The sequence below is a fragment of the Rothia sp. HC945 genome (genome assembly GCF_051370785.1).
Lineage (GTDB): Bacteria > Actinomycetota > Actinomycetes > Actinomycetales > Micrococcaceae > Rothia.
In genome coordinates, this window is the sequence record NZ_JBFCSN010000001.1 from 434,397 (window position 1) to 452,407 (window position 18,011).

Sequence of the window (18,011 nt, forward strand, 5' to 3'; positions counted from 1 at the left end):
GGGCTGCTTTTCGTTGATGTCGCGTCGAGCGTTCGCGAAGATACTCTTCACGGGCTCGGTGGATTGGGACGAGTATTCCGGGAACGGGTGCCTCACGGATTCCCGTAGCCACTGAACTGGCCGATGTCTCCCATCGGTTGGTCATATCTTCCCCGAGTGAACCGACGTCCTCGAGGGCGCCGAAGAACCGCTGTACGGTTCGCCAGGCCAACCACCCGAGAATCGCCGCGGATACGAGGACGAGGACCGTCCACAAGAGTATCCAAAACCACCAAGGCATACGTTCATTATAATCATCGATCCTCCGGCCCCGACGGTCGGACAGGGTTGAACTGGTCACCAGGATCCGGCGACGTCGATCCCCCGGGCCTTCGCGGATTCGTACCATTCCGTCGTCCACGGCCGTGCCCTCCACAACGCCATGGACCCGGCATGGTGGAGCATCAATCGGTACAGACTGAACCAGTCGATGACATCAATCTCGATCACGAGCCCGGATTCCGGCGTTCCGTCGTCGTCGGCCGAACCAGGAACGGCCACGTGGCCGATGATCTCTCCCCCCAAAGCATCCGCCAGTGGCTCGGCATCAGCAGAGACCCACACCAGGGTCCGGGCGGGCTCAGAGGGGGACTCCCCTAGGGCCGGGATGACGTCGCCCTCAGTGGTCTCGACCTCCCGAAGGCCATGAATTGCCTCAATGCGATAGGTCCTGACCTCTGCGTGAGCCGTGCTCTCCGCCTCGAGGTACCAGGTATTTCCCCGTGAATAGACGTCGTGTGGCCTCACCCGCCGTTCGCTGGCCGATGTCTGGCCGCGCGACCTGTAGTCGATCTCGACCGTACGTCCACCATCGGCGGCGGCTCGCAGGGCATCCACAGTTTTCGCCATCTGTGGTTCCAAGCGAACCGACAGTTGGTCGGAGGACACGCCCGCGCCGTTCGCGCCACTGACGAGTTTTCGGGAGATCTCTTCGACGGTGCGCGCGTGGTCCGGGGAAACCTGGCCCAGCAACTGGATCGCCAGCAAAAGGCGGATCGTCTGGTCGGGCGCCAAATTCAGCGCACGCCCGAGCTCCTCGGGAAGCTCGACGAAGACTTCGTCGTCGTACGCCGAAACCCGGAGATACGCTCCACCGAGAATCTCGTCGCTCGCGTTGGCGATGGCATCGAGATCCTGTCTGACCTGGGCCGTAGTGACATGAAGGTGCCGGGCGATTTCTCGGATTCCGCACCCCGGATTGCTTCCCACGTAGGACGCCAGATCCACGAGTCGCACGAACCGACGGTCATTGGCCTCTCTCTGCCTGCCTCGCTTGGGCTCGATGATCTCGGTGTCCCGGTCAGTGACGGCAACGGAGACGCGATCCTGGAGATCGATCGCCCTCTGTATGGTGCGATCTACCTCGCGCCGAACGGAGTCCTCATCGAACTCCTGTCCCTCGGGTACCCGGAACTCGACTCCGGATCCCAACTCGGCCAGGCAACGCACGAATTCGAGGACATCCGGAACCTCGGCGACCGCCTCAACGACTCGCGTCACGGAATGGAACTCCGGGAACTGATCCTGGAGCCGCATTCCCGTACCCGATTCCGACCAGTCCAAGACCACGGGGGCTGCACCGGCCGGGCAACGGAGGACGACCACCGGCGCCGGCGATTCCGAAATGCCTTCCAACACGGACTTCATCGAAAAGTCCTCGGGTGCTCCAGGAAGGCTCGATTCGCGCACCGAGATGGACGTCATCCTCGACAACCGAAAGTTACGCGGAGCCTGCCGCTCGGCGTCCCACCCACTGACATACCAATGATCGAATCGTTGACCAACGCCCCATGGGCGGATGCGGCGTCGGGACGTGTCCAGGGAATTGGCGGACCTGTAGGAGAAGGAAACCTCGGAGCCGTAGGCCAGCGCCCCGAGAATCGTTTCCAGATGTCCCCCGCCTCCGCTGAGGCGCGGCGTCACGTGCTTCAGGCCAACGGCGCCGTCCGTGTCGTGTTCGCCGTAGCCGAGCCGTCGGACGGCGCGCTCGGCGTCGTGCGCATAATTCGGATCGGACCACAGGCGCGCCGCAATTCCGAGCGTCAGTCTCTCCGCCGGGGTGAATTCCTCGCGACCGAGCCACAGATTCTCCCGATCGATCCGATAAAGGGTTTCCCCATAATCCTGGATGGCCGCAATCTTCATGCCCAGATTGCGCAGGGCCGCCTTGTCTCGCTCGAAGGTTCGCTCGAAGGCCGAGTCCGAACCGATGCTCCGGTACGCATCGATGCTTTCCCGGATTCTCTGCCTCGGAACGGGCCGCTCGTGGGAGAGCATGAATCCGTACAGCGCGAACAACCGCTCTGGAACCTTGACGGGCACAGGATCGGCCTAACCTTCTGGGGCTGCTGAGTTCGAGTTCACGATGAGCGAGCCTCGACGAGATCGACCACGAATACCAGGGCCTGATCCGGGCCAATCACGTTCCCTGCACCGCGTTTGCCGTAGGCGAGTTCGGACGGAATTTCCAATCGACGGCGCCCGCCGACCTTCATTCCGATCAGGCCTTCGTCCCAGCCCTGGATGACCTGGCCGACGCCGGCCCGGAACCCCAGCGGCTCTCCCCGGTTCCACGAGGCGTCGAATTCCTCGCCGCCGTCGAAAGTCACCCCGACGTAATGGCACGTGACCTGGTCTCCGCGCTCCACCGCACGGCCCGATCCCTCGATCAGGTCGATCACGCGCAACGACTCGGGTGCAGGTCCTTCAGGAAAATCGATCTCGGGTTTGGTGCGGTCGAGATTGCGCTGTCCGAATGACATGGGGTTCCTTCCAGAAATGGGTCTGAATTTCTACTACTGGGCGCCTTGTTGCGCGCCTTGTTGGGCATCGCCCTGTTGCATACCGGAGCCGCCCTGGGAATCCTCCGGCGGATCTGCCTTGGAGGTTCCCAGGATGTCGATCACGAAGACCAACGGACCGGCCGGCTGCTGGGACTCGGACCCGAGCTTTTCCTTGCTTCCGTAGGCCTTGTCGGTGGGAACTTCGAGGAGCACTCGGTCTCCGACCTTCTTGCCCTTGAGGCCTTCGCCCCACCCCTTGATGACCTGGTCCAGCGGGAAACCCGTGGGATCCTTGGTCCAATTCGAATCGAACTGCTTGCCGTCGGACCAGGTCACACCCGAGTACTTGACGTAGACTTTCTCGCCGTCCTTGACCTCGTCTCCGCTGCCGTCGATGAGATTCTGAGCGTTGACACTTGTCGGCTCTTCCTGACCTTCGGGGATCGAGATCTCCGGGCCGCTGTCCTTCATCGTGACCTTGGGGAGGCCGTCCTGGGGTGGGACCTCGGAACCTTCGGCGGACTTCTTGAGCTTCTTGGAGACGGTGTAAACCTCCACCGCGCTCGCATCCTTTTCGTCGGAACCACCCGAAGAACCCTCGGATGAGTTGTCCTCGGGCTTCTTGGCATACGCGAAGCTGGTTCCGACCTTGGTGTCCTTCAGGATGTCGTAGACCTTGGGAAGCTTCTCCTTGAGCTGGTCATTGACGGTGATCGTGATCGGTGAGCCGGAATAGGTATCGCCCTGGCTCTTCTGGTCTGCACCGTTGAAGACGGCGGCGTCCACAAGCACCGTGTCGCCTTCCTTGACGTCCTCGCCGTCGCCCTTCTCCAGGACCCGGCTGTCTTCGTCCTTGACGGACAGGGGCGTATCGAAGGACACCGAAGGAGCCTTGTCTTTGCCCTGATCCTTTAAGTCCACGGATTCGAGATCGTTGCTGCCTCCGCACCCTGCCAGCGCGAGGGTGAGAGCGATAGCGGCGGCAGAAAGTTTGAGAGATTTGCGCACTGTTGATTTCCTCGTCGTCGTGAGTGAGCGGTGAGAGCTCTTGAGTGACGTGCCACCGCCCTGAATGACTGTATTACACCTGAGCCACAGCCGAAGAGGCCGGTCAGATCAACGGCGGCATGGCCCGTTGATCCCGGCGCGTCGCGTCCTGCATTGCACGGATCGATTTTCCCACCTCGGCGTCCTGCGTGGCGAAGGGATCCTGGCACGAGTGGGACAGCGCAATCTGCTGATTGATCTTGAAATGCACCCAATCGACCGTGTACTCCAGGCCCGCGGCACGGGCCGCTGCGATGAACCGCCCGCGCAGAGCGGCCCTGGTCTCCGGAGGAACGGTTTCCGACCTGGTCACGGACTCCTCATCGACCCAGCGACGAGCCAACCCCTTGGCCTGCAACAGGTAGAACACTCCTCGGCTCTGCTTGATGTCGTGGTAGGCGAGATCCACTTGTGCGATGCGTGGATGGGAATAATCGGCGCCGAGCTTCCCTGCGGTCCGGTCCAGCAGCTTTTTCTTGATGGCCCAGTCGATTTCGGTGTCAATCGCCGAGGTGTCCTGCGTTTCGATCGCGTCCAAGGTGCGCCCCCAGAGGTCCAGGACGTATTCGGTCTCCGGGCGAGACGCCCCTTGCCGATCCGTATAGGAAACCGCCGCGTCGAGATACAGCCTCTGCAGGTCAAGGCCGGACATCATCCGGCCATCCTTCAACTCGACAGTGGTCCGCCCGGTCAGGTCGTGGGACAGGGTTCGGAGGGCCTGGCCGGTGTTCGCCAGCTCGAGATCGTCCAGACCCTGTCGGTCCTCAATCATTCTGAGGATGAGGTCGGTCATCCCGGCTCGGGCCAAGGTGGTGGTCTCCGACATGTTCGAGTCCCCCACGATCACGTGAAGGCGCCGATACTGCGCAGCATCGGCATGCGGTTCGTCCCGGGTGTTGATGAGCGGACGTGATCGCGTGGTAGCAGAAGAAGCCGCCTCCCACACATAATCCGCTCTCTGGGAGAAAGAGTATGAGGGATCGCCGTTTTCCGACGAGCCGTTGATCTGGGGAGGACCCGACGGATGGACACGGCCCGCACCGACGACGAGCTGTCGGCTCACCAGGAACGGGATCAGGAACCGGACGAGTCTGGAGAATTCGGCTTTGCGTGACAGCAAATAGTTCTCGTGGGATCCGAAAGAGTTGCCGGCCGAATCCGCGTTGTTCTTGAACAGATAGAGCTTGCCCTCCATCCCCTGCCGGTTGAGGGCTTCCTCGGCCTGGTCGGCGAGCTTTTCGAAAAGCCTCTCTCCGGCCTTGTCCTGGCGGACGAGATCGGTCAGGTCCGCACACTCGGCGGTCGCATATTCCGGGTGGGACCCGACATCGAGATAGAGACGCGAGCCGTTTTCCAGGAACACGTTGGAGGACCGACCCCACTCGACCACCGGCCGAAACAGCTTGCGCGCAGCCTCCTCTGGGCCGAGCTGCCCCATTCCGGCCATTGAGTACCGGATACCGAATTCGGTTTCGATACCGAAGATTCGCTGATCCATGGGGCCTACTGGCCGCCCTTCTGGACGAAACCGCGCACGTAGTCCTCGGCGTTCTCCTCCAGGACGCTGTCGATTTCGTCGAGGATGTCGTCAGTGTCGTCGACGAGACCCTGATCGACCGGCTGCTGGGCGCTGATCAGTTCCTGATCTTCCTCAGCTGCCTGGTTCTGCTGTCGATCTTGCGAGGAGTCACGAAATTGTGCCATGTCAATGGTCCTTTCTCATCAGGGAATTCTTCGGAGACCGATGCGGCTCAGCGCCTGGTGCGCGGTGTTGCTCGATTCGAGCACCTGCCGAACCTGCTCGCTGGTGCAGTTCGTCGGCTCGTCCATGAGCCACCGGTGCGTTCGGTCCGTGCTCGGATCTGTGACGGACAGGACCTCCCAGCCGGCCGAAACGACCTGCTGAGGCCAGCGGCCGATCAGTCTTCCTCTCAGATACGCGCGGGTGTTTTCCGGCGGTGCCGACACGGCGTCGTCGATCCGCTCAGGGTCGATCAGCGTTCTGATCCGTCCGAGGGATTCCAGCTTGGTGTAAAGGCTCTTCTCCGGACGCAGATCCGAATACTGGAGGTCGAGCGCCTGGATCTTCGGATGGTCGACGCCGATGCCGCGCGCCTCGTACTGGCGAATCAGAGAATATTTCGCGACCCAGTCCAGACGGTCGGCGAGGGACAGAGGGTCCTTTTCTAATCCTTCGAGGACCTCGAACCAGATTCCGAAGGTCTTTCGGCTCGACTCCGAGTCCCATCCTTCGCGATCGGCGAGGTCCTGAGCGGCTTCCGCGTAGGCACGCTGCATCTGGACCGCCGTCATGCGACGTCCGTCCTGCAGCTCGAGCGTCGCCCGGAGATCGGGATCGTGACTCACGATACGCATTGCTTCAACCGGCCGTGCGAGCCGGAGGTCAGGCGCGCAACCGTGTTCGATGAGTGTGAGCACCGCGGCCGCACTTGCGAGCTTCAGAAGGACAGACGTGTGCGCGAGGTTGGAATCCCCCGTGATGACGTGCAGACGGCGGTACTTGTCGGAATCCGCGTGCGGCTCATCGCGGGTATTCACGATGGGACGGCGAATCGTTGTCTCGAGACCGATCTCCCGTTCGAAGAAATCCGCGCGCTGGCTGATTTGGAATCCGGGCCGCACGCCATCCGCACCGATACCGGCACGGCCAGCACCAGCGATGACCTGACGTGTCGCCAGGTACGGGATGAGATCCTTGGCAAGGGTCTGGAAATCCTGGCTGCGCGGGACGAGATAGTTCTCGTGGGCACCGTAGGAGACGGATTTGTTGTCCGTGTTGTTCTTGTACAGGTTGATCGGCTCCGGCCAGGTCGAACCGTACCGGTCCGTCACCGACGCCGCAGCGGCGGCCGCGATACGGTCTCCCGCGAGATCCCAGGCTGTCGCTGCCCAAGGGTCGGTGGTCTCCGGAGCCGAATACTCCGGGTGGGCATGGTCGACATACAACCGGGCACCATTGGGGAGAACACGGTTCATGACCGCCCTGTCCCAGAACGCAGGGCTGAGCATGTCCGGGGACTCCTCATAGAGCTCCCGCGCGACGTCCTCGCTGGTCAGCACGTGTCCCTGGTGGGTGAGCTGGCTCGGATGGGCTTCTGCGGCACCCATGCTGTAGCCCCGGGCGTCCTCCAGCGGGCTCTCCGATTCGTAGTCCCACCCGGCTTCCGTCGCGGCATGCTCATAGCTATCGACCACGAGAGTCGAGAGAACTGTCTCATGAGCCGATGGCTTGGACGGGCACACGACCCCGTATTCGGTTTCGGTGCCCATGATGCGCTCGAATATCACGATGCCGCCCTCTCGTCCTCACGGGCGCGCGTACCGCTCTCCGGCGGTTCGATGCCTGTCAGCGGAACCGAATATCCGATGTAGTTCAGCCAGTCCTCGATGTCTCCACGGGACGCGGAGTCACGCTGCTGCTCGAATTCGTCGCGCGCACTCGTCCTCAGATGATCGAGGGTCAGACCCTGGCGCCCGTGGTCCAGGTAGTCCTTGATCGCGAGTTTCTTGGCACGATCCACGATGTTCCGGATCAACGCCCCGGACAGGAAATCCGACCAGTAGGTGGTGATACGGCGCCCGTCGGCAAGCACGGCATCCAGGTAGCGCCGGTCCTCGTCCTTCGAGAAGATCTCGGCCACGAGTTCGCGAATCAGGCGGGAAACCGTCGCGTCCCTGTCGCCCGCGTGGCGGGACAGCTCGTGTTCCTCCAGCGGAAGTCCAGGATGAACGTAGAGCCCGAAAATTTCGGCCGTGCCCTTGTAGTCCGGGCGGTCCACGCGAACCTTGACGTCCAGGCGCCCGGGACGCAAGACGGCGGGGTCGATCATGTCCTCACGGTTCGTCGCGCCGATCACGATCACGTTGTCCAGTGACTCGACACCGTCGATCTCGGCCAGGAGCTGGGGAACGATGGTCGTCTCCACGTCCGAGGACTTCCCCGCACCCCGCGTGCGGAACAGGGATTCCATCTCGTCGAAGAAGATGACCACCGGATTACCCGCCGTGGCCTTGTCCCTGGCTCGGGAGAAGATGGCGCGAATCTGTCGCTCGGTTTCGCCCACGAACTTGTCCAGCAGTTCAGGGCCCTTGATGTTCAAGAAGTATCCACGGAGCGTCCCGTCAGGCTTCTGCCCGGTCATGCGATCTGCGAGGGCCTTGGCCACGGCTTTGGCGATCAGGGTCTTCCCGTTTCCTGGCGGCCCGTACAGCAGAATGCCCTTGGGCGGCTTGAGATCATAATCGCGGTAGAGGTCCGGATGAAGGAACGGCAATTCGACGGCGTCACGTATCTGCTCGATCTGGGACGAGAGACCGCCGATATTCTCATAGGAGACGTCCGGAGTTTCCTCCAGCACGAGCTCCTCGGCGTCCGTCTTGGGAACCATGCTCAGGGCCACCCCGCTGGAGGGGTCGTAGGCGACGGCGTCACCCACTCTGATCTCCTCGTGTGCCAGCTGGCCGGAGCGAAGAACGACAACCTGCGTATTCGACCCGGTCCCCAGGACAAGCCGTTCGCGTCCCAGGAGTTCGCGGACGGTAGCGATGTCGCCGGTCTGCTGAAAACCCACACAAGCGCAGGCACCCACGGTTTCGGTCAACAGCACGGTCATGCCCACCTGGACGTCCTCGATGTCCAGAACCGGGCTCACCGGCACCCGAACGCGACGTCCGCCCATCACGACGTCGAGGCTCTCCTGCGTGGCAATCAGCGGAGGAGCATCTTCCGAGATCGACGCCGCGGAGAGGTTTCTGCGGTTGACGCCCACCACCTTGGCCTGGTTCATGGGCGCCTCGAGATCCTGGGCGATGACCTGCTTGAGGCGTTGGATGTCTCCCCTGGCGTTTTCCAGCGCGTGAACGAGCTTCTCGTTGCGTTCCGTGGTGTCCTTGAGGCGGCGGTTCAGCTCGGTGCGCTGATCGCGCAACGTGTTCACCTGTCGCTGGGTCATCTCGACATCTCGTTGGTTCACTGTGGGGTCAGACTCGGCCATGCATCAAGCATGGCACTGAGGGCAGGCTAGTCTCCACTCGGGTCCGCATCGTGGCCTTGGTCCGCGGCGCGATCGGCAAGCTTGCGAGCGTCCCGCGCAGCCCGCCGCAATTTTCGATCGGAAACATTTCTCTCACCCAATGCCATGGGAGTCCACGCGTTCATGTCTTCGTCGGTGAATTCCGTCTTGGAGGCACGTCGTTTCGGAGCAAGCCGCTCCGAACCATCGGCGAGTCTCCTTGCGGAGATGAGGAAGCCGGTGTGCGCAACCATCCGGTGATCAGGACGAACCGCGAGACCTTCGACGTGCCACCCACGGACCATGGTCTCGAAGGACTCCGGTTCGGTGAACCGTCCGTCCGCCCGCAATGCCTCTGCCACCCGGGACAACTGCGTCACGGTGGCGACGTAGCAGATGACCACGCCGCCGGGAACGAGCGCCGTGGCCACCGCCGAGACGCATTCCCATGGGGCCAACATATCCAGGACCGCACGGTCGACCGTGCCGGGTGCCTCGTATTCCCCCAGTTGCTCGGCGAGGTCGCCCAGAGTGAGGCTCCAGGCAGGGTGGGGCCCTCCGAACATGGTCTCCACGTTTCCCTGGGCGATATCCGCGAATTCTTCGCGACGTTCGAAGGAACGCAGGTGCCCGGTGTCGCCGATGGCGCGGAGCAACGAAATGCTGAGCGCCCCGGATCCGACCCCGGCTTCGATGACGCGGGCCCCAGGAAAAATGTCGGCCATGGTGATGATCTGGCCCGCATCCTTCGGGTACACCACGGCGGCGCCTCGAGGCATCGAGAGAACGAAGTCTTTCAGCAGAGGCCTCAGCGCCTGGTACTGGACGCCGACCGAATTGGTAATCACGGTGCCTTCGGGTTGACCGATGAGGTCATCGTGCACCAGGACACCGCGGTGGGTGTGGAATTCTCCACCCTCTTCCAGCGTGATCGTATTCATTCGACGGCGCTCATCCGTCAGCTGGACACGGTCTCCCGGCCGGAAAGGACCGCGCCGATTATGGGCGCCGGTCGCCGCTTCGTCGTGGGATGCCGAGGTGTCTGAGGCCATGGAAGTGGATCTCCTGGTGTAGGGCTTGAGGATCGTCGCCTATTGTCTCACGAGGAATCGACGCCGACCTCGCCCGCAATCTGCTACGGGCGGTCCCGGCCGGACTGGCCCCTTTTGACGGCGTCGATGACGTCGGCTTCGAACAGGACGGAACCGCGCCCCTGCCAGGAGGCCACGGGCCAAATGCGGCCGGGAAGCCGGGCGATCTGGGAAACGAGCGCCTGCCCTTTCAGGTTGCCCGGAACAGGGCTGTCCCACGCGACGGAGACCATGAGCGCCTCCGCGGTCGCGGACACGTCACCCGCCGCATCCGCGGCCATCATGGCCTGGGCATCCACGACGCCGAGTCCCTTGCCGTCCGCTCCGGTGACGACGAAAACAGCTCGGGGATCCGTGAGGGGCGGAAAGTCGCTCAGGGGCTGCATCCGGTCGACGGGAACTGTGGGCCTGGCCAATCCCGCGACAGAGAGGGTCCCGACGGCCCTGCGCATGGCAATGTTCCGGTACGCCTGGAGAGAGCCGGACATGATGATGAAGGCGACCATGACCGTCAGGACGATCATTCCCAGGCTGTGCCACGCCCCTGACGCCACGAGCCAGACCAGGAGGCCCGCTGAGGCGACGAACCCCAAAACGGCGGCCGCGCGCGTTCCCGTGTCTTGTGACCCCGTGACTTTCCAAACGAAGGCTTCCACGACGTAGCCGCCGTCCAGCGGAATGCCGGGCAACAGATTGAAAATACCGACGAAACCGTTCGACGTCGTCAGCAGGTACAACACCAGGGCCGGCCATCCACCGACTTCGGCCCAGGCCATGACCGCCCACCCGATCGCGGCCAGAACCAGGTTCGACACGGGGCCCGCCAGCGAGACCAGCGCCGAGCGACCCGCGCTGGCGCGACCCGAGGGGAAGGTCGTATGACCTCCCATGAGGGTCAGGTTGATGCCGGCCACCGACCATCCGAAAGCTTTCGCGGTGAGACCATGGCTCAGCTCGTGGATCAGGACAGAGATTGCGAGCAACACGGCAAAAACCAGCGCAGCTCCGTAGGCACCTGGCCCCAGCCACGGGAACCTGGACGAGAGGAAACTCCCGTAGCCGAGCACGATCAGAAGAGTCAGAAGAAACCATGAACGCGAGAGCCGCACCGGAATGCCCGCGATGCGCCCGAGGGAGAGGCCGTCAGCCGAAGTCATGGGTCATCACACCGCAATACCCAGTCGGGCCGTGATGAGGGCTGCGACGTCATCCCTGTTGCCTGCCGATTCTCCGGAAAGGGCGATCGAGGCCCACTCGTCAACGGCCCGGACCGCTGAGGGCGCGTCGAGGTCGTCCGCCAGTGCGTCACGGACATCGGAGATCAAACGATCGCTCCGTGACGCGTCCGGCTCGGGCTCCGTCGAATCCTGTCGAAGCGCTTCCCTCCACCGGGCGAGCTTCTGGATGGCTTCCTCCAGCAAGGCGTCACTCCACGACCAGTCGGCCCGGTAATGGTTGGACAAGATCGCCAACCGAATGGCCGCGGGGTCGACGCCCTGCTGACGCAGGGAAGAAACGAGAACCAAGTTGCCTTTGGACTTGCTCATCTTCTCGCCGTCGAGCCCGACCATTCCCGTGTGTGCATAGTGTTCGGCCATGAGTTCACCGGTCATCGCGAAGGCGTGCCCCGCCCCCATTTCGTGATGCGGGAAACGAAGATCGTTGCCCCCGCCCTGCACGGTATAGGGCATACCCAAGTATTTCTCTGCGATCACGGTGCACTCGATGTGCCAGCCCGGCCTCCCGGGCCCGAGAGAGCCGCCGTCCCATTCAGGCTCGCCCCTGCGGTGAGCTCTCCACAGGAGGGCGTCGAAAGGGTCGTGCTTTCCAGGACGCTCGGGGTCTCCCCCGCGCTCAGCAAACAAGGGGGCCATGTCCGATTCCGAGTAATTGGAGACGTACCCCAGATACCAGCGAGCGGGGTCGTTGTGCGTGTCCGCTGCCTTGCGGACGCTGAAATAGACGTCCCCAGCGGGATGCTCGGTTCCCTCGCCGTCCACGTACCCTTCCGCCCGATAGGCCAAGCCTTCATCGACCATTTGTTCGACCCATGGGACGATCCAGTCCACGGACTCGGTCGCACCGATGTAGTGCTCCGGCGGGATCACGGACAGCGCTTCCATGTCCCCCCTGAACAAATCCGTCTGGTCCTCGGCCAAAGCCTTCCAGTCGACACCGGTCTGTTCTGCCCGCTCAATCAACGGATCGTCGACGTCGGTCACGTTCTGGACGAAGGTGACCTGGTACCCCGCATCGCGCCAAGCGCGGTTCAGAAGGTCGAAAGCTACATATGTGGCCGCGTGACCCATGTGGGTCGCGTCGTAAGGGGTGATCCCGCAAACATAGAGCCTCGCCGAGTCGGTGTCCCGGGGAAGTCCGACGATTTCGTTGAGGCGGGAGTCGAAGATCGACGGTACGGGTGCTCTGTCGTGGAGCGCTGGAATTTCGGGGGCGGACCAGGCGCGCATATGTACCTTTCAGTGAAGACGTGTGGAGCGGTGCAGGCGGGATCAGGCGGAAAGTACTCCCGTGCCCAACAGTGCGAAGACGACGGCGCCGAGCACAATCCGGTACCAGACGAAGATGTTGTAGCTGTGGTTCGAGATGAACTTGAGCAACCACCCAATCATGACGTAGCCGATGACGAACGCGATAACGGTGGCGAGAAGAGTCGGACCCACGGAGTAGTAAGCGTCGAAACCATCGGTCACCGACTTGGCCAACTTGTAGAGGCCGGACAAAAAGACGGCTGGAATCGCGAGGAGGAAAGAATACCGGGTAGCGGTTTCACGGGTGTAGCCCATGAACAGACCGGTCATGATGGTTCCGCCAGAACGGGAAACGCCCGGAATCAGAGCCAGTGCCTGCCCGAGACCGTAGAAGATGCCGTGCTTGACCGTCAGATCCTTGATCTCCAGTTGTTCCCGACCGATCCGATCAGCAATCGCAAGGAACACGCCGAAGACGATGAGCATCGTCGCCGTGATCCAGAGGCTCCGGAATTCGGTGTCGATGTAGTCCTGCAGAAGCAGGCCCAGGATTCCAATGGGAATCGAACCGATGATGATGAACCAACCCATCCTGGCGTCAGGATCGGACTTGTCCACCCTTCCGAACAGGGAACCGAACCATCGCGAGATGATGCGCACGATGTCACGCCAGAAGAACAGCAGGACCGCCAATTCGGTGCCCAATTGGGTCACCGCGGTGAAGGCCGATCCTGGATCCTGGTCATTCGGGAGGAGCTGCCCCACGATACTGATGTGCGCCGATGACGAAATCGGGATGAACTCTGTCAGGCCTTGAACCAGGCCGAGAATAATTGCTTGAAACCATGCCACGGTTCGACTTTACCCAAAAGCCGGCGGCTACCGCGTCAGTCGTTGCCGGCTGTGCGTGAAGTTACAGGCAGTTCGCCGATTCCGTTCAGGCGGCTCCCACGTGCGAAAACGCTATTTGAGGTCTTCCGCTCCGACATCGTCCAGGTCTTCGTCGAGGTCGTCATCCTCGTTCTCGTCGAGATCCTCGTAGTCCTCATCGAACTCGTCGTCATCCTCGTCATCATCCTCTTCGTCCTCGTCTTCGACGAAGACTTCGAGAGGTGTGACCTCGTTGTATGCGACGTAGATGGCGTCCTCGTAGACCTCGAACGCGTCCGCAATGCCCAAGTAGGCGTTCTCGACGGCCGTGTCCTGCTCGCCGCGCTTGGCGGCCAGGGCAGTGAGATGTTCTTCGAAGGCCTGGATGAGCGAGTTGAGCGCGACGCGCGGTTCGGTAGTCATACCTCTAAACTATCCGACTTTCCCCCTCGGGGAAACACCGCCTTCGGATGGCGTGGATTGCTCACAGCGTGCCCGGTCGAAAGCTTGGTGCCGGACCCACATCTGACACGAGGAAGCCTGTCGATCCCGCACACGACGTCGGAACAGGGCCGAACAACGAAAAACCGGTCCGCCGCTCAACCATGAGAGTTGAACGACGAACCGGTTCCACTGTGCGCGAGGGGGGACTTGAACCCCCACCCTCTAATACGAGGACTAGCACCTCAAGCTAGCGCGTCTGCCTATTCCGCCACCCGCGCAGGTGATCTCGGAAGCTTGCTTCCGGGCAACGAGTAATAACTTACTTGATGCCTCAGGCCTGCGCAAATCCTGAATAGGTCGCACCACGTGACAGTTGTCACATGGTTGATCCGCCGGTCAGCCAGAGGTGCCTGCACTCTGCCACGAGAACTCGAAATTCTTCCTCTTCTTGGGGCCGACGCCGCGCAATACCGTGCGCTTGTCGTTAGTCGAGGAAGAGAGGTCGCGCCAGATCCTGACCGTCGAGGGCAACTGCACGGGCCCGCCGAATTCCACCGTCCACTCGCAGGGGGCCGAGGGATCGGATGTCACCTGGCTCAGGGCCCGCGACGCGCAATACATGCCGTGAGCGATGGCCCCCTTCATGCCGAACAGCTTCGCCGAGGTATTGCTCAAATGAATCGGATTCGCATCACCTGAGACCTTGGCATAGGCGCGGCCCGTGGTCGAGGGCAACCGCCATTGGCCGATCAGAGTCAGTCCGACTCTGGGATCGGGTCTGTTTTCTCGAGCAGAGGCTCCGGATGCGGGCGCGCCATCTCGTTTCTCCGCATCTCCGGACGGCTGCTTCGACAAATACAGGGACTCGTCCGTGTAAGCGAGCTCCCCGCTGCTGTCCCAGATCTCGGCCAGGATTCGCACCGTGGTCCCCCGACGGTGGCTCCCGAATTCCTTCACCCGGACCCTGACCTTGACCGTGGTGTCCAATGTGACCGGCCGATGCTGGGTCACCGAATTCTCGAGATGAATCAGTCCGAGAAGACGCAGCGGAAATGATTTCTTGGACATCAGCTCCATTGCAATCGGGAACGTCACGGCGTGCAGGTACCCACCGTGGGCGCACTCCCCTTCCCTGGCTGCGACGACGCGCCGAAATGCGGCGTCGTCGGTCGCGGCAATGCGAATGCGGCGCTCGACGGGAGGCAACGACGCCGGGCTCGGAATGGCCGCGGCGTCGCTGGGCCCCTTGCGGTCCGTTCGGCGTCTTCCGACGAGAGAGGCCGCCTCCTTGCCCAGGATGCTCATATACATGCCCGCCGGTCCGGCCTTGTCCCGAACGGCAGCCGCAACTCCGTCCTTGGCGTTGCGGCCCCGGCTGTGCTTCGTAGGTATGCGAGGAATCTTCATTACGCTCCCACCATGGATTGACCGCAGACGCGCAACGTCTGACCGTTGATTCCCGCCGCGGCATTCGAGGCCAGGAAACCTACGGCCTGAGCAACGTCTTCCGGCTTACCGCCTTGCTGCAACGAATTGAGCCTCCGGGCGACCTCTCTGGTCACGGTCGGCATCGCCTTGGTCATGTCGGTCTCGATGAAACCTGGGGCTACCGCGTTGACGGTTCCTCCTGCTTGCGCGAAATCCACGGCCATGGCCGAGACCATTCCGATGATTCCTGCCTTGGACGCACCATAATTCGTCTGCCCGCGATTGCCGGCGATGCCGCTCGTCGACGCCAAGGATACGACTCTCGGATTCGGGCCGAACGCTCCGGAGTCCAGGAGCTGGCGGTTCATCGCCAATTGCGAGGCCAGGTTGACCGCGAGGACCGACCCCCATTTGCTCTCGTCCATATTTGCGAGCATCTTGTCCCGGGTGATGCCCGCGTTGTGAATCACGATGTCGAGGTGCCCGAAGTGCTTGCGTGCCGCTTCGGCGATTTTCGATCCTGCATCGTGCTGGGTGATGTCCAGCTGGAGGGCCACCCCGTTGACGCTGTTGGCAACCTTCGAGAGTGCCTCGCCCGCCGCCGGGACATCAACCAGAATCAGCTCCGCACCGTCATCGTGCAGGCGCCGAACGATGGCTTCACCAATGCCGCGGGCGGCTCCCGTCACCACGGCAACCTTGCCGCTCACCGGCGCGTCGGCCTCCACCGTGTGTGGCTTCGCAGGGTCAACGGACAAGGGTTGGCCGCTGATGTAGGCCGAGCGAGCGGACAGCAGGAACCTCAGAGGCCCCTGGACACTTTCGTGCTCCGGACCGAGCTCTGGAGCGAGCTTCAGCAGGTTGCACGTCGAGCCCTTGCGCATCTCGTGGGCGAGGGACCTCATGAATCCCTCGACCGCTTTCTGGGTCGCCACCAGCTCGGGTGACGACTCGTCGTCCTCATGATCCGTGGAGCGACCGAGCACGATCACTCGCCCACAGGTCCCCAAGCTCCTCAACGCGGCCCCGACGGCCAGCGCTCCGTTCTGGAGGTCAGCGGGTGTCGCCGCATCGGTGAAGTCGGCGATGATCGCCCCGTAGCGTGTCCGGCTCTCGGGATGCCTCCGGACCTCGAGGTTCCAATCGAGCAACGTTTCGGCGAGTCCGTCGGCATTCTGCCCGCCAACCACGAGGACCTTCCGGTCATTCAGGAGGTCCTGGCCCGGTTCGTAGCGCCGAAGCTCAACCGGCTGCGGCAGGCCGAGGGCACCCGCGACCTTCTTGCCGACGGACGAGTTCACGATCTGTGCGTATGAGTCCTTCATTTGTCGCTATATCCTCCCTTTTCGGGTCGCTCTTCTACCGGCTGGGCTGGTCTGCTTCGAGAATCATCGTCACCCCGAGGCCGCCCGCGGCACAGACCGAAATCAGTCCACGCTGGGCCTTGCCCGTTTCCTGAGCCGATTCGTGCAATTGCTTGGCGAGCGTGGCCACAATCCGTCCGCCCGTGGCGGCGAAGGGATGTCCGGCCGCCAGAGAGGAGCCGTTGACGTTCAGTTTGCTCCGATCGATGCTTCCGACCGCGGCCTGTCGGCCCAGCTTCTCGCGAGCGAATTCTTCCGACTCCCACGCCTTGAGATGGCACAAGACAGTCGATGCGAACGCCTCGTGGATTTCGTAGTAGTCGAAGTCCTTCAACTCGAGGTTGTTTCGCTCAAGCAAACGCGGGACGGCATAGGCGGGAGCCATCAACAGGCCGTCTTCACCCTGGACGAAGTCGACCGCGGCAGTCTGCGCATCGACCACGCGGGCGAGCGGAGTGAGCTGGTGGTCATCCGCCCACTCACGGTTGCCCAGGAGGACGGCAGACGCGCCGTCGGTCAGCGGCGTCGAGTTGCCCGCCGTCATCGTTGCTTCTTCGGGGAGATTCCGGCCGAAGACAGGATTCAGCCCGCCCAGTTTTTCGAGTGTCGAGTCGGCGCGCAGGTTGTTGTCCTTGCCCAGCCCCCGGAATCCCGTCAACAGGTCGTCGAAGAATCCCCGCTCGTAGGCCGCCGCGAGATTCTTGTGGCTGGCCAAGGCCAACTCGTCCTGATCCTCTCGGGAGATCTCCCATGCCGCCGTGGTGATGGCCTGGTGCTCCCCCATCGACAATCCGGTGCGGGGCTCGCCGGTGGTCGGTGCTGCCGGCTTGATGTCCGCCGGGCGCAGCTTCGAGACCGCGGCCAGGCGCTGCTTGAGCGTTTTGGCCCGGGCGAGCTCGAGAAGGGTGCGGCGGAGACCTTCGGAGACCACGATCGGTGCATCCGAGGCGGAGTCGACGCCGCCGGCAACGGCCGAGTCCATCTGGCCGAGTCTGATCTTGTTGGTCAGCCCCCAGACCGTTTCGAGCCCGGTCGCGCAGGCCTGCTGGACGTCGTATGCGGGTGTCGAGGATTCAAAGGCCGAACCCAGCACTGCCTCACGCGTCAGGTTGAAATCCTTCGAGTGCTTGAGAACGGCCCCGGCGGCCACTTCGCCCAAGGGTTGCCCGGCCAGCCCGTAGCGGGCAGCCAGTCCATCGAAGGCGGTGGTCAGCATCTCGAGATTGCTCGAGGACGCATAGGCCCCATTGGAGCGTGCGAATGGAATTCGGTTGCCGCCGAGTACGTAGGCCTGGGACATGGATCCTCCGGATCTGTGTTGAGGCGTGCCGCGGTTCGGGGTTCCTGCCCTTGTTTCCCGCAGGTCTTGACCGAACGCATGCAGCCCTTGTGATTGGGGTTACAAAAGACAAGAGTACCTGAT

At 62.6% G+C, this 18,011-nt stretch carries 15 protein-coding genes and 1 tRNA gene; all 16 read right to left on the reverse strand.

The window, feature by feature from the left end:
• Window positions 1–336: 336 nt before the first annotated feature.
• The 16 genes from AB0Y14_RS01845 to AB0Y14_RS01920 all read right to left on the reverse strand — a co-directional run bounded on the left by AB0Y14_RS01845 (window position 337) and on the right by AB0Y14_RS01920 (window position 17,888).
• Window positions 337–2,361: a helix-turn-helix transcriptional regulator gene (locus AB0Y14_RS01845; RefSeq protein WP_436587578.1), complete on the reverse strand. Its 2,025-nt coding sequence runs from the start codon at window positions 2,359–2,361 to the stop codon at window positions 337–339.
• Between the two features lie 38 nt (window positions 2,362–2,399).
• The gene (locus AB0Y14_RS01850; protein ID WP_436587579.1) at window positions 2,400–2,801 is read right to left on the reverse strand and encodes an FKBP-type peptidyl-prolyl cis-trans isomerase; all 402 of its coding nucleotides are present in this window, start codon (window positions 2,799–2,801) and stop codon (window positions 2,400–2,402) included.
• A gap of 33 nt (window positions 2,802–2,834) precedes the next feature.
• Window positions 2,835–3,830, reverse strand: coding sequence for an FKBP-type peptidyl-prolyl cis-trans isomerase (locus AB0Y14_RS01855; protein WP_436587580.1), 996 nt, complete (start codon window positions 3,828–3,830; stop codon window positions 2,835–2,837).
• Window positions 3,831–3,933: 103 nt separating this feature from the next.
• Entirely contained in the window at window positions 3,934–5,367 is a 1,434-nt protein-coding gene (gene pafA, locus AB0Y14_RS01860; RefSeq protein WP_436587581.1) for a Pup--protein ligase, read from the reverse strand.
• A gap of 5 nt (window positions 5,368–5,372) precedes the next feature.
• Window positions 5,373–5,573, reverse strand: coding sequence for a ubiquitin-like protein Pup (locus AB0Y14_RS01865; protein WP_436587582.1), 201 nt, complete (start codon window positions 5,571–5,573; stop codon window positions 5,373–5,375).
• An 18-nt stretch (window positions 5,574–5,591) separates the two neighbouring features.
• On the reverse strand, window positions 5,592–7,160 hold the full coding sequence (gene dop, locus AB0Y14_RS01870; protein WP_436587583.1) for a depupylase/deamidase Dop: 1,569 nt from the start codon (window positions 7,158–7,160) through the stop codon (window positions 5,592–5,594).
• A gap of 14 nt (window positions 7,161–7,174) precedes the next feature.
• On the reverse strand, window positions 7,175–8,884 hold the full coding sequence (gene arc, locus AB0Y14_RS01875) for a proteasome ATPase (RefSeq protein ID WP_436587584.1): 1,710 nt from the start codon (window positions 8,882–8,884) through the stop codon (window positions 7,175–7,177).
• Between the two features lie 26 nt (window positions 8,885–8,910).
• Complete coding sequence (locus tag AB0Y14_RS01880; protein WP_436587585.1) at window positions 8,911–9,954, reverse strand: tRNA (adenine-N1)-methyltransferase; 1,044 nt, start codon at window positions 9,952–9,954, stop codon at window positions 8,911–8,913.
• Window positions 9,955–10,037: 83 nt separating this feature from the next.
• On the reverse strand, window positions 10,038–11,150 hold the full coding sequence (locus AB0Y14_RS01885) for a site-2 protease family protein (protein ID WP_436587586.1): 1,113 nt from the start codon (window positions 11,148–11,150) through the stop codon (window positions 10,038–10,040).
• Between the two features lie 6 nt (window positions 11,151–11,156).
• Window positions 11,157–12,461, reverse strand: a complete 1,305-nt coding sequence (mshC, locus tag AB0Y14_RS01890) for a cysteine--1-D-myo-inosityl 2-amino-2-deoxy-alpha-D-glucopyranoside ligase (RefSeq protein ID WP_436587587.1) — start codon at window positions 12,459–12,461, stop codon at window positions 11,157–11,159.
• Window positions 12,462–12,503: 42 nt separating this feature from the next.
• Window positions 12,504–13,334: an undecaprenyl-diphosphate phosphatase gene (locus AB0Y14_RS01895; RefSeq protein WP_436587588.1), complete on the reverse strand. Its 831-nt coding sequence runs from the start codon at window positions 13,332–13,334 to the stop codon at window positions 12,504–12,506.
• Between the two features lie 111 nt (window positions 13,335–13,445).
• Window positions 13,446–13,775, reverse strand: a complete 330-nt coding sequence (locus tag AB0Y14_RS01900) for a hypothetical protein (RefSeq protein WP_436587589.1) — start codon at window positions 13,773–13,775, stop codon at window positions 13,446–13,448.
• A gap of 213 nt (window positions 13,776–13,988) precedes the next feature.
• A tRNA-Leu gene (locus tag AB0Y14_RS01905) sits at window positions 13,989–14,074 on the reverse strand.
• Between the two features lie 118 nt (window positions 14,075–14,192).
• Window positions 14,193–15,203: a MaoC/PaaZ C-terminal domain-containing protein gene (locus AB0Y14_RS01910; RefSeq protein WP_436587590.1), complete on the reverse strand. Its 1,011-nt coding sequence runs from the start codon at window positions 15,201–15,203 to the stop codon at window positions 14,193–14,195.
• Window positions 15,203–16,549: a 3-oxoacyl-ACP reductase gene (locus AB0Y14_RS01915; RefSeq protein ID WP_436587591.1), complete on the reverse strand. Its 1,347-nt coding sequence runs from the start codon at window positions 16,547–16,549 to the stop codon at window positions 15,203–15,205. Before AB0Y14_RS01915 ends, AB0Y14_RS01910 begins: the two co-directional genes overlap by 1 nt.
• A 34-nt stretch (window positions 16,550–16,583) precedes the next feature.
• Window positions 16,584–17,888: an acetyl-CoA C-acetyltransferase gene (locus AB0Y14_RS01920; RefSeq protein ID WP_436587592.1), complete on the reverse strand. Its 1,305-nt coding sequence runs from the start codon at window positions 17,886–17,888 to the stop codon at window positions 16,584–16,586.
• Window positions 17,889–18,011: the final 123 nt, after the last annotated feature.

What these genes read in the sequence shown, in the direction of transcription:
- AB0Y14_RS01850 (WP_436587579.1), bottom strand. Translation starts at nt 2,801, where the DNA reads ATGTCATTCGGACAGCGCAATCTCGACCGCACCAAACCCGAGATCGAT.
- pafA (WP_436587581.1), bottom strand. Translation starts at nt 5,367, where the DNA reads ATGGATCAGCGAATCTTCGGTATCGAAACCGAATTCGGTATCCGGTAC.
- AB0Y14_RS01865 (WP_436587582.1), bottom strand. Translation starts at nt 5,573, where the DNA reads ATGGCACAATTTCGTGACTCCTCGCAAGATCGACAGCAGAACCAGGCA.
- dop (WP_436587583.1), bottom strand. Translation starts at nt 7,160, where the DNA reads ATGGGCACCGAAACCGAATACGGGGTCGTGTGCCCGTCCAAGCCATCG.
- arc (WP_436587584.1), bottom strand. Translation starts at nt 8,884, where the DNA reads ATGGCCGAGTCTGACCCCACAGTGAACCAACGAGATGTCGAGATGACC.
- AB0Y14_RS01880 (WP_436587585.1), bottom strand. Translation starts at nt 9,954, where the DNA reads ATGGCCTCAGACACCTCGGCATCCCACGACGAAGCGGCGACCGGCGCC.
- AB0Y14_RS01885 (WP_436587586.1), bottom strand. Translation starts at nt 11,150, where the DNA reads ATGACTTCGGCTGACGGCCTCTCCCTCGGGCGCATCGCGGGCATTCCG.
- mshC (WP_436587587.1), bottom strand. Translation starts at nt 12,461, where the DNA reads ATGCGCGCCTGGTCCGCCCCCGAAATTCCAGCGCTCCACGACAGAGCA.
- AB0Y14_RS01900 (WP_436587589.1), bottom strand. Translation starts at nt 13,775, where the DNA reads ATGACTACCGAACCGCGCGTCGCGCTCAACTCGCTCATCCAGGCCTTC.
- AB0Y14_RS01910 (WP_436587590.1), bottom strand. Translation starts at nt 15,203, where the DNA reads ATGAAGATTCCTCGCATACCTACGAAGCACAGCCGGGGCCGCAACGCC.
- AB0Y14_RS01915 (WP_436587591.1), bottom strand. Translation starts at nt 16,549, where the DNA reads ATGAAGGACTCATACGCACAGATCGTGAACTCGTCCGTCGGCAAGAAG.
- AB0Y14_RS01920 (WP_436587592.1), bottom strand. Translation starts at nt 17,888, where the DNA reads ATGTCCCAGGCCTACGTACTCGGCGGCAACCGAATTCCATTCGCACGC.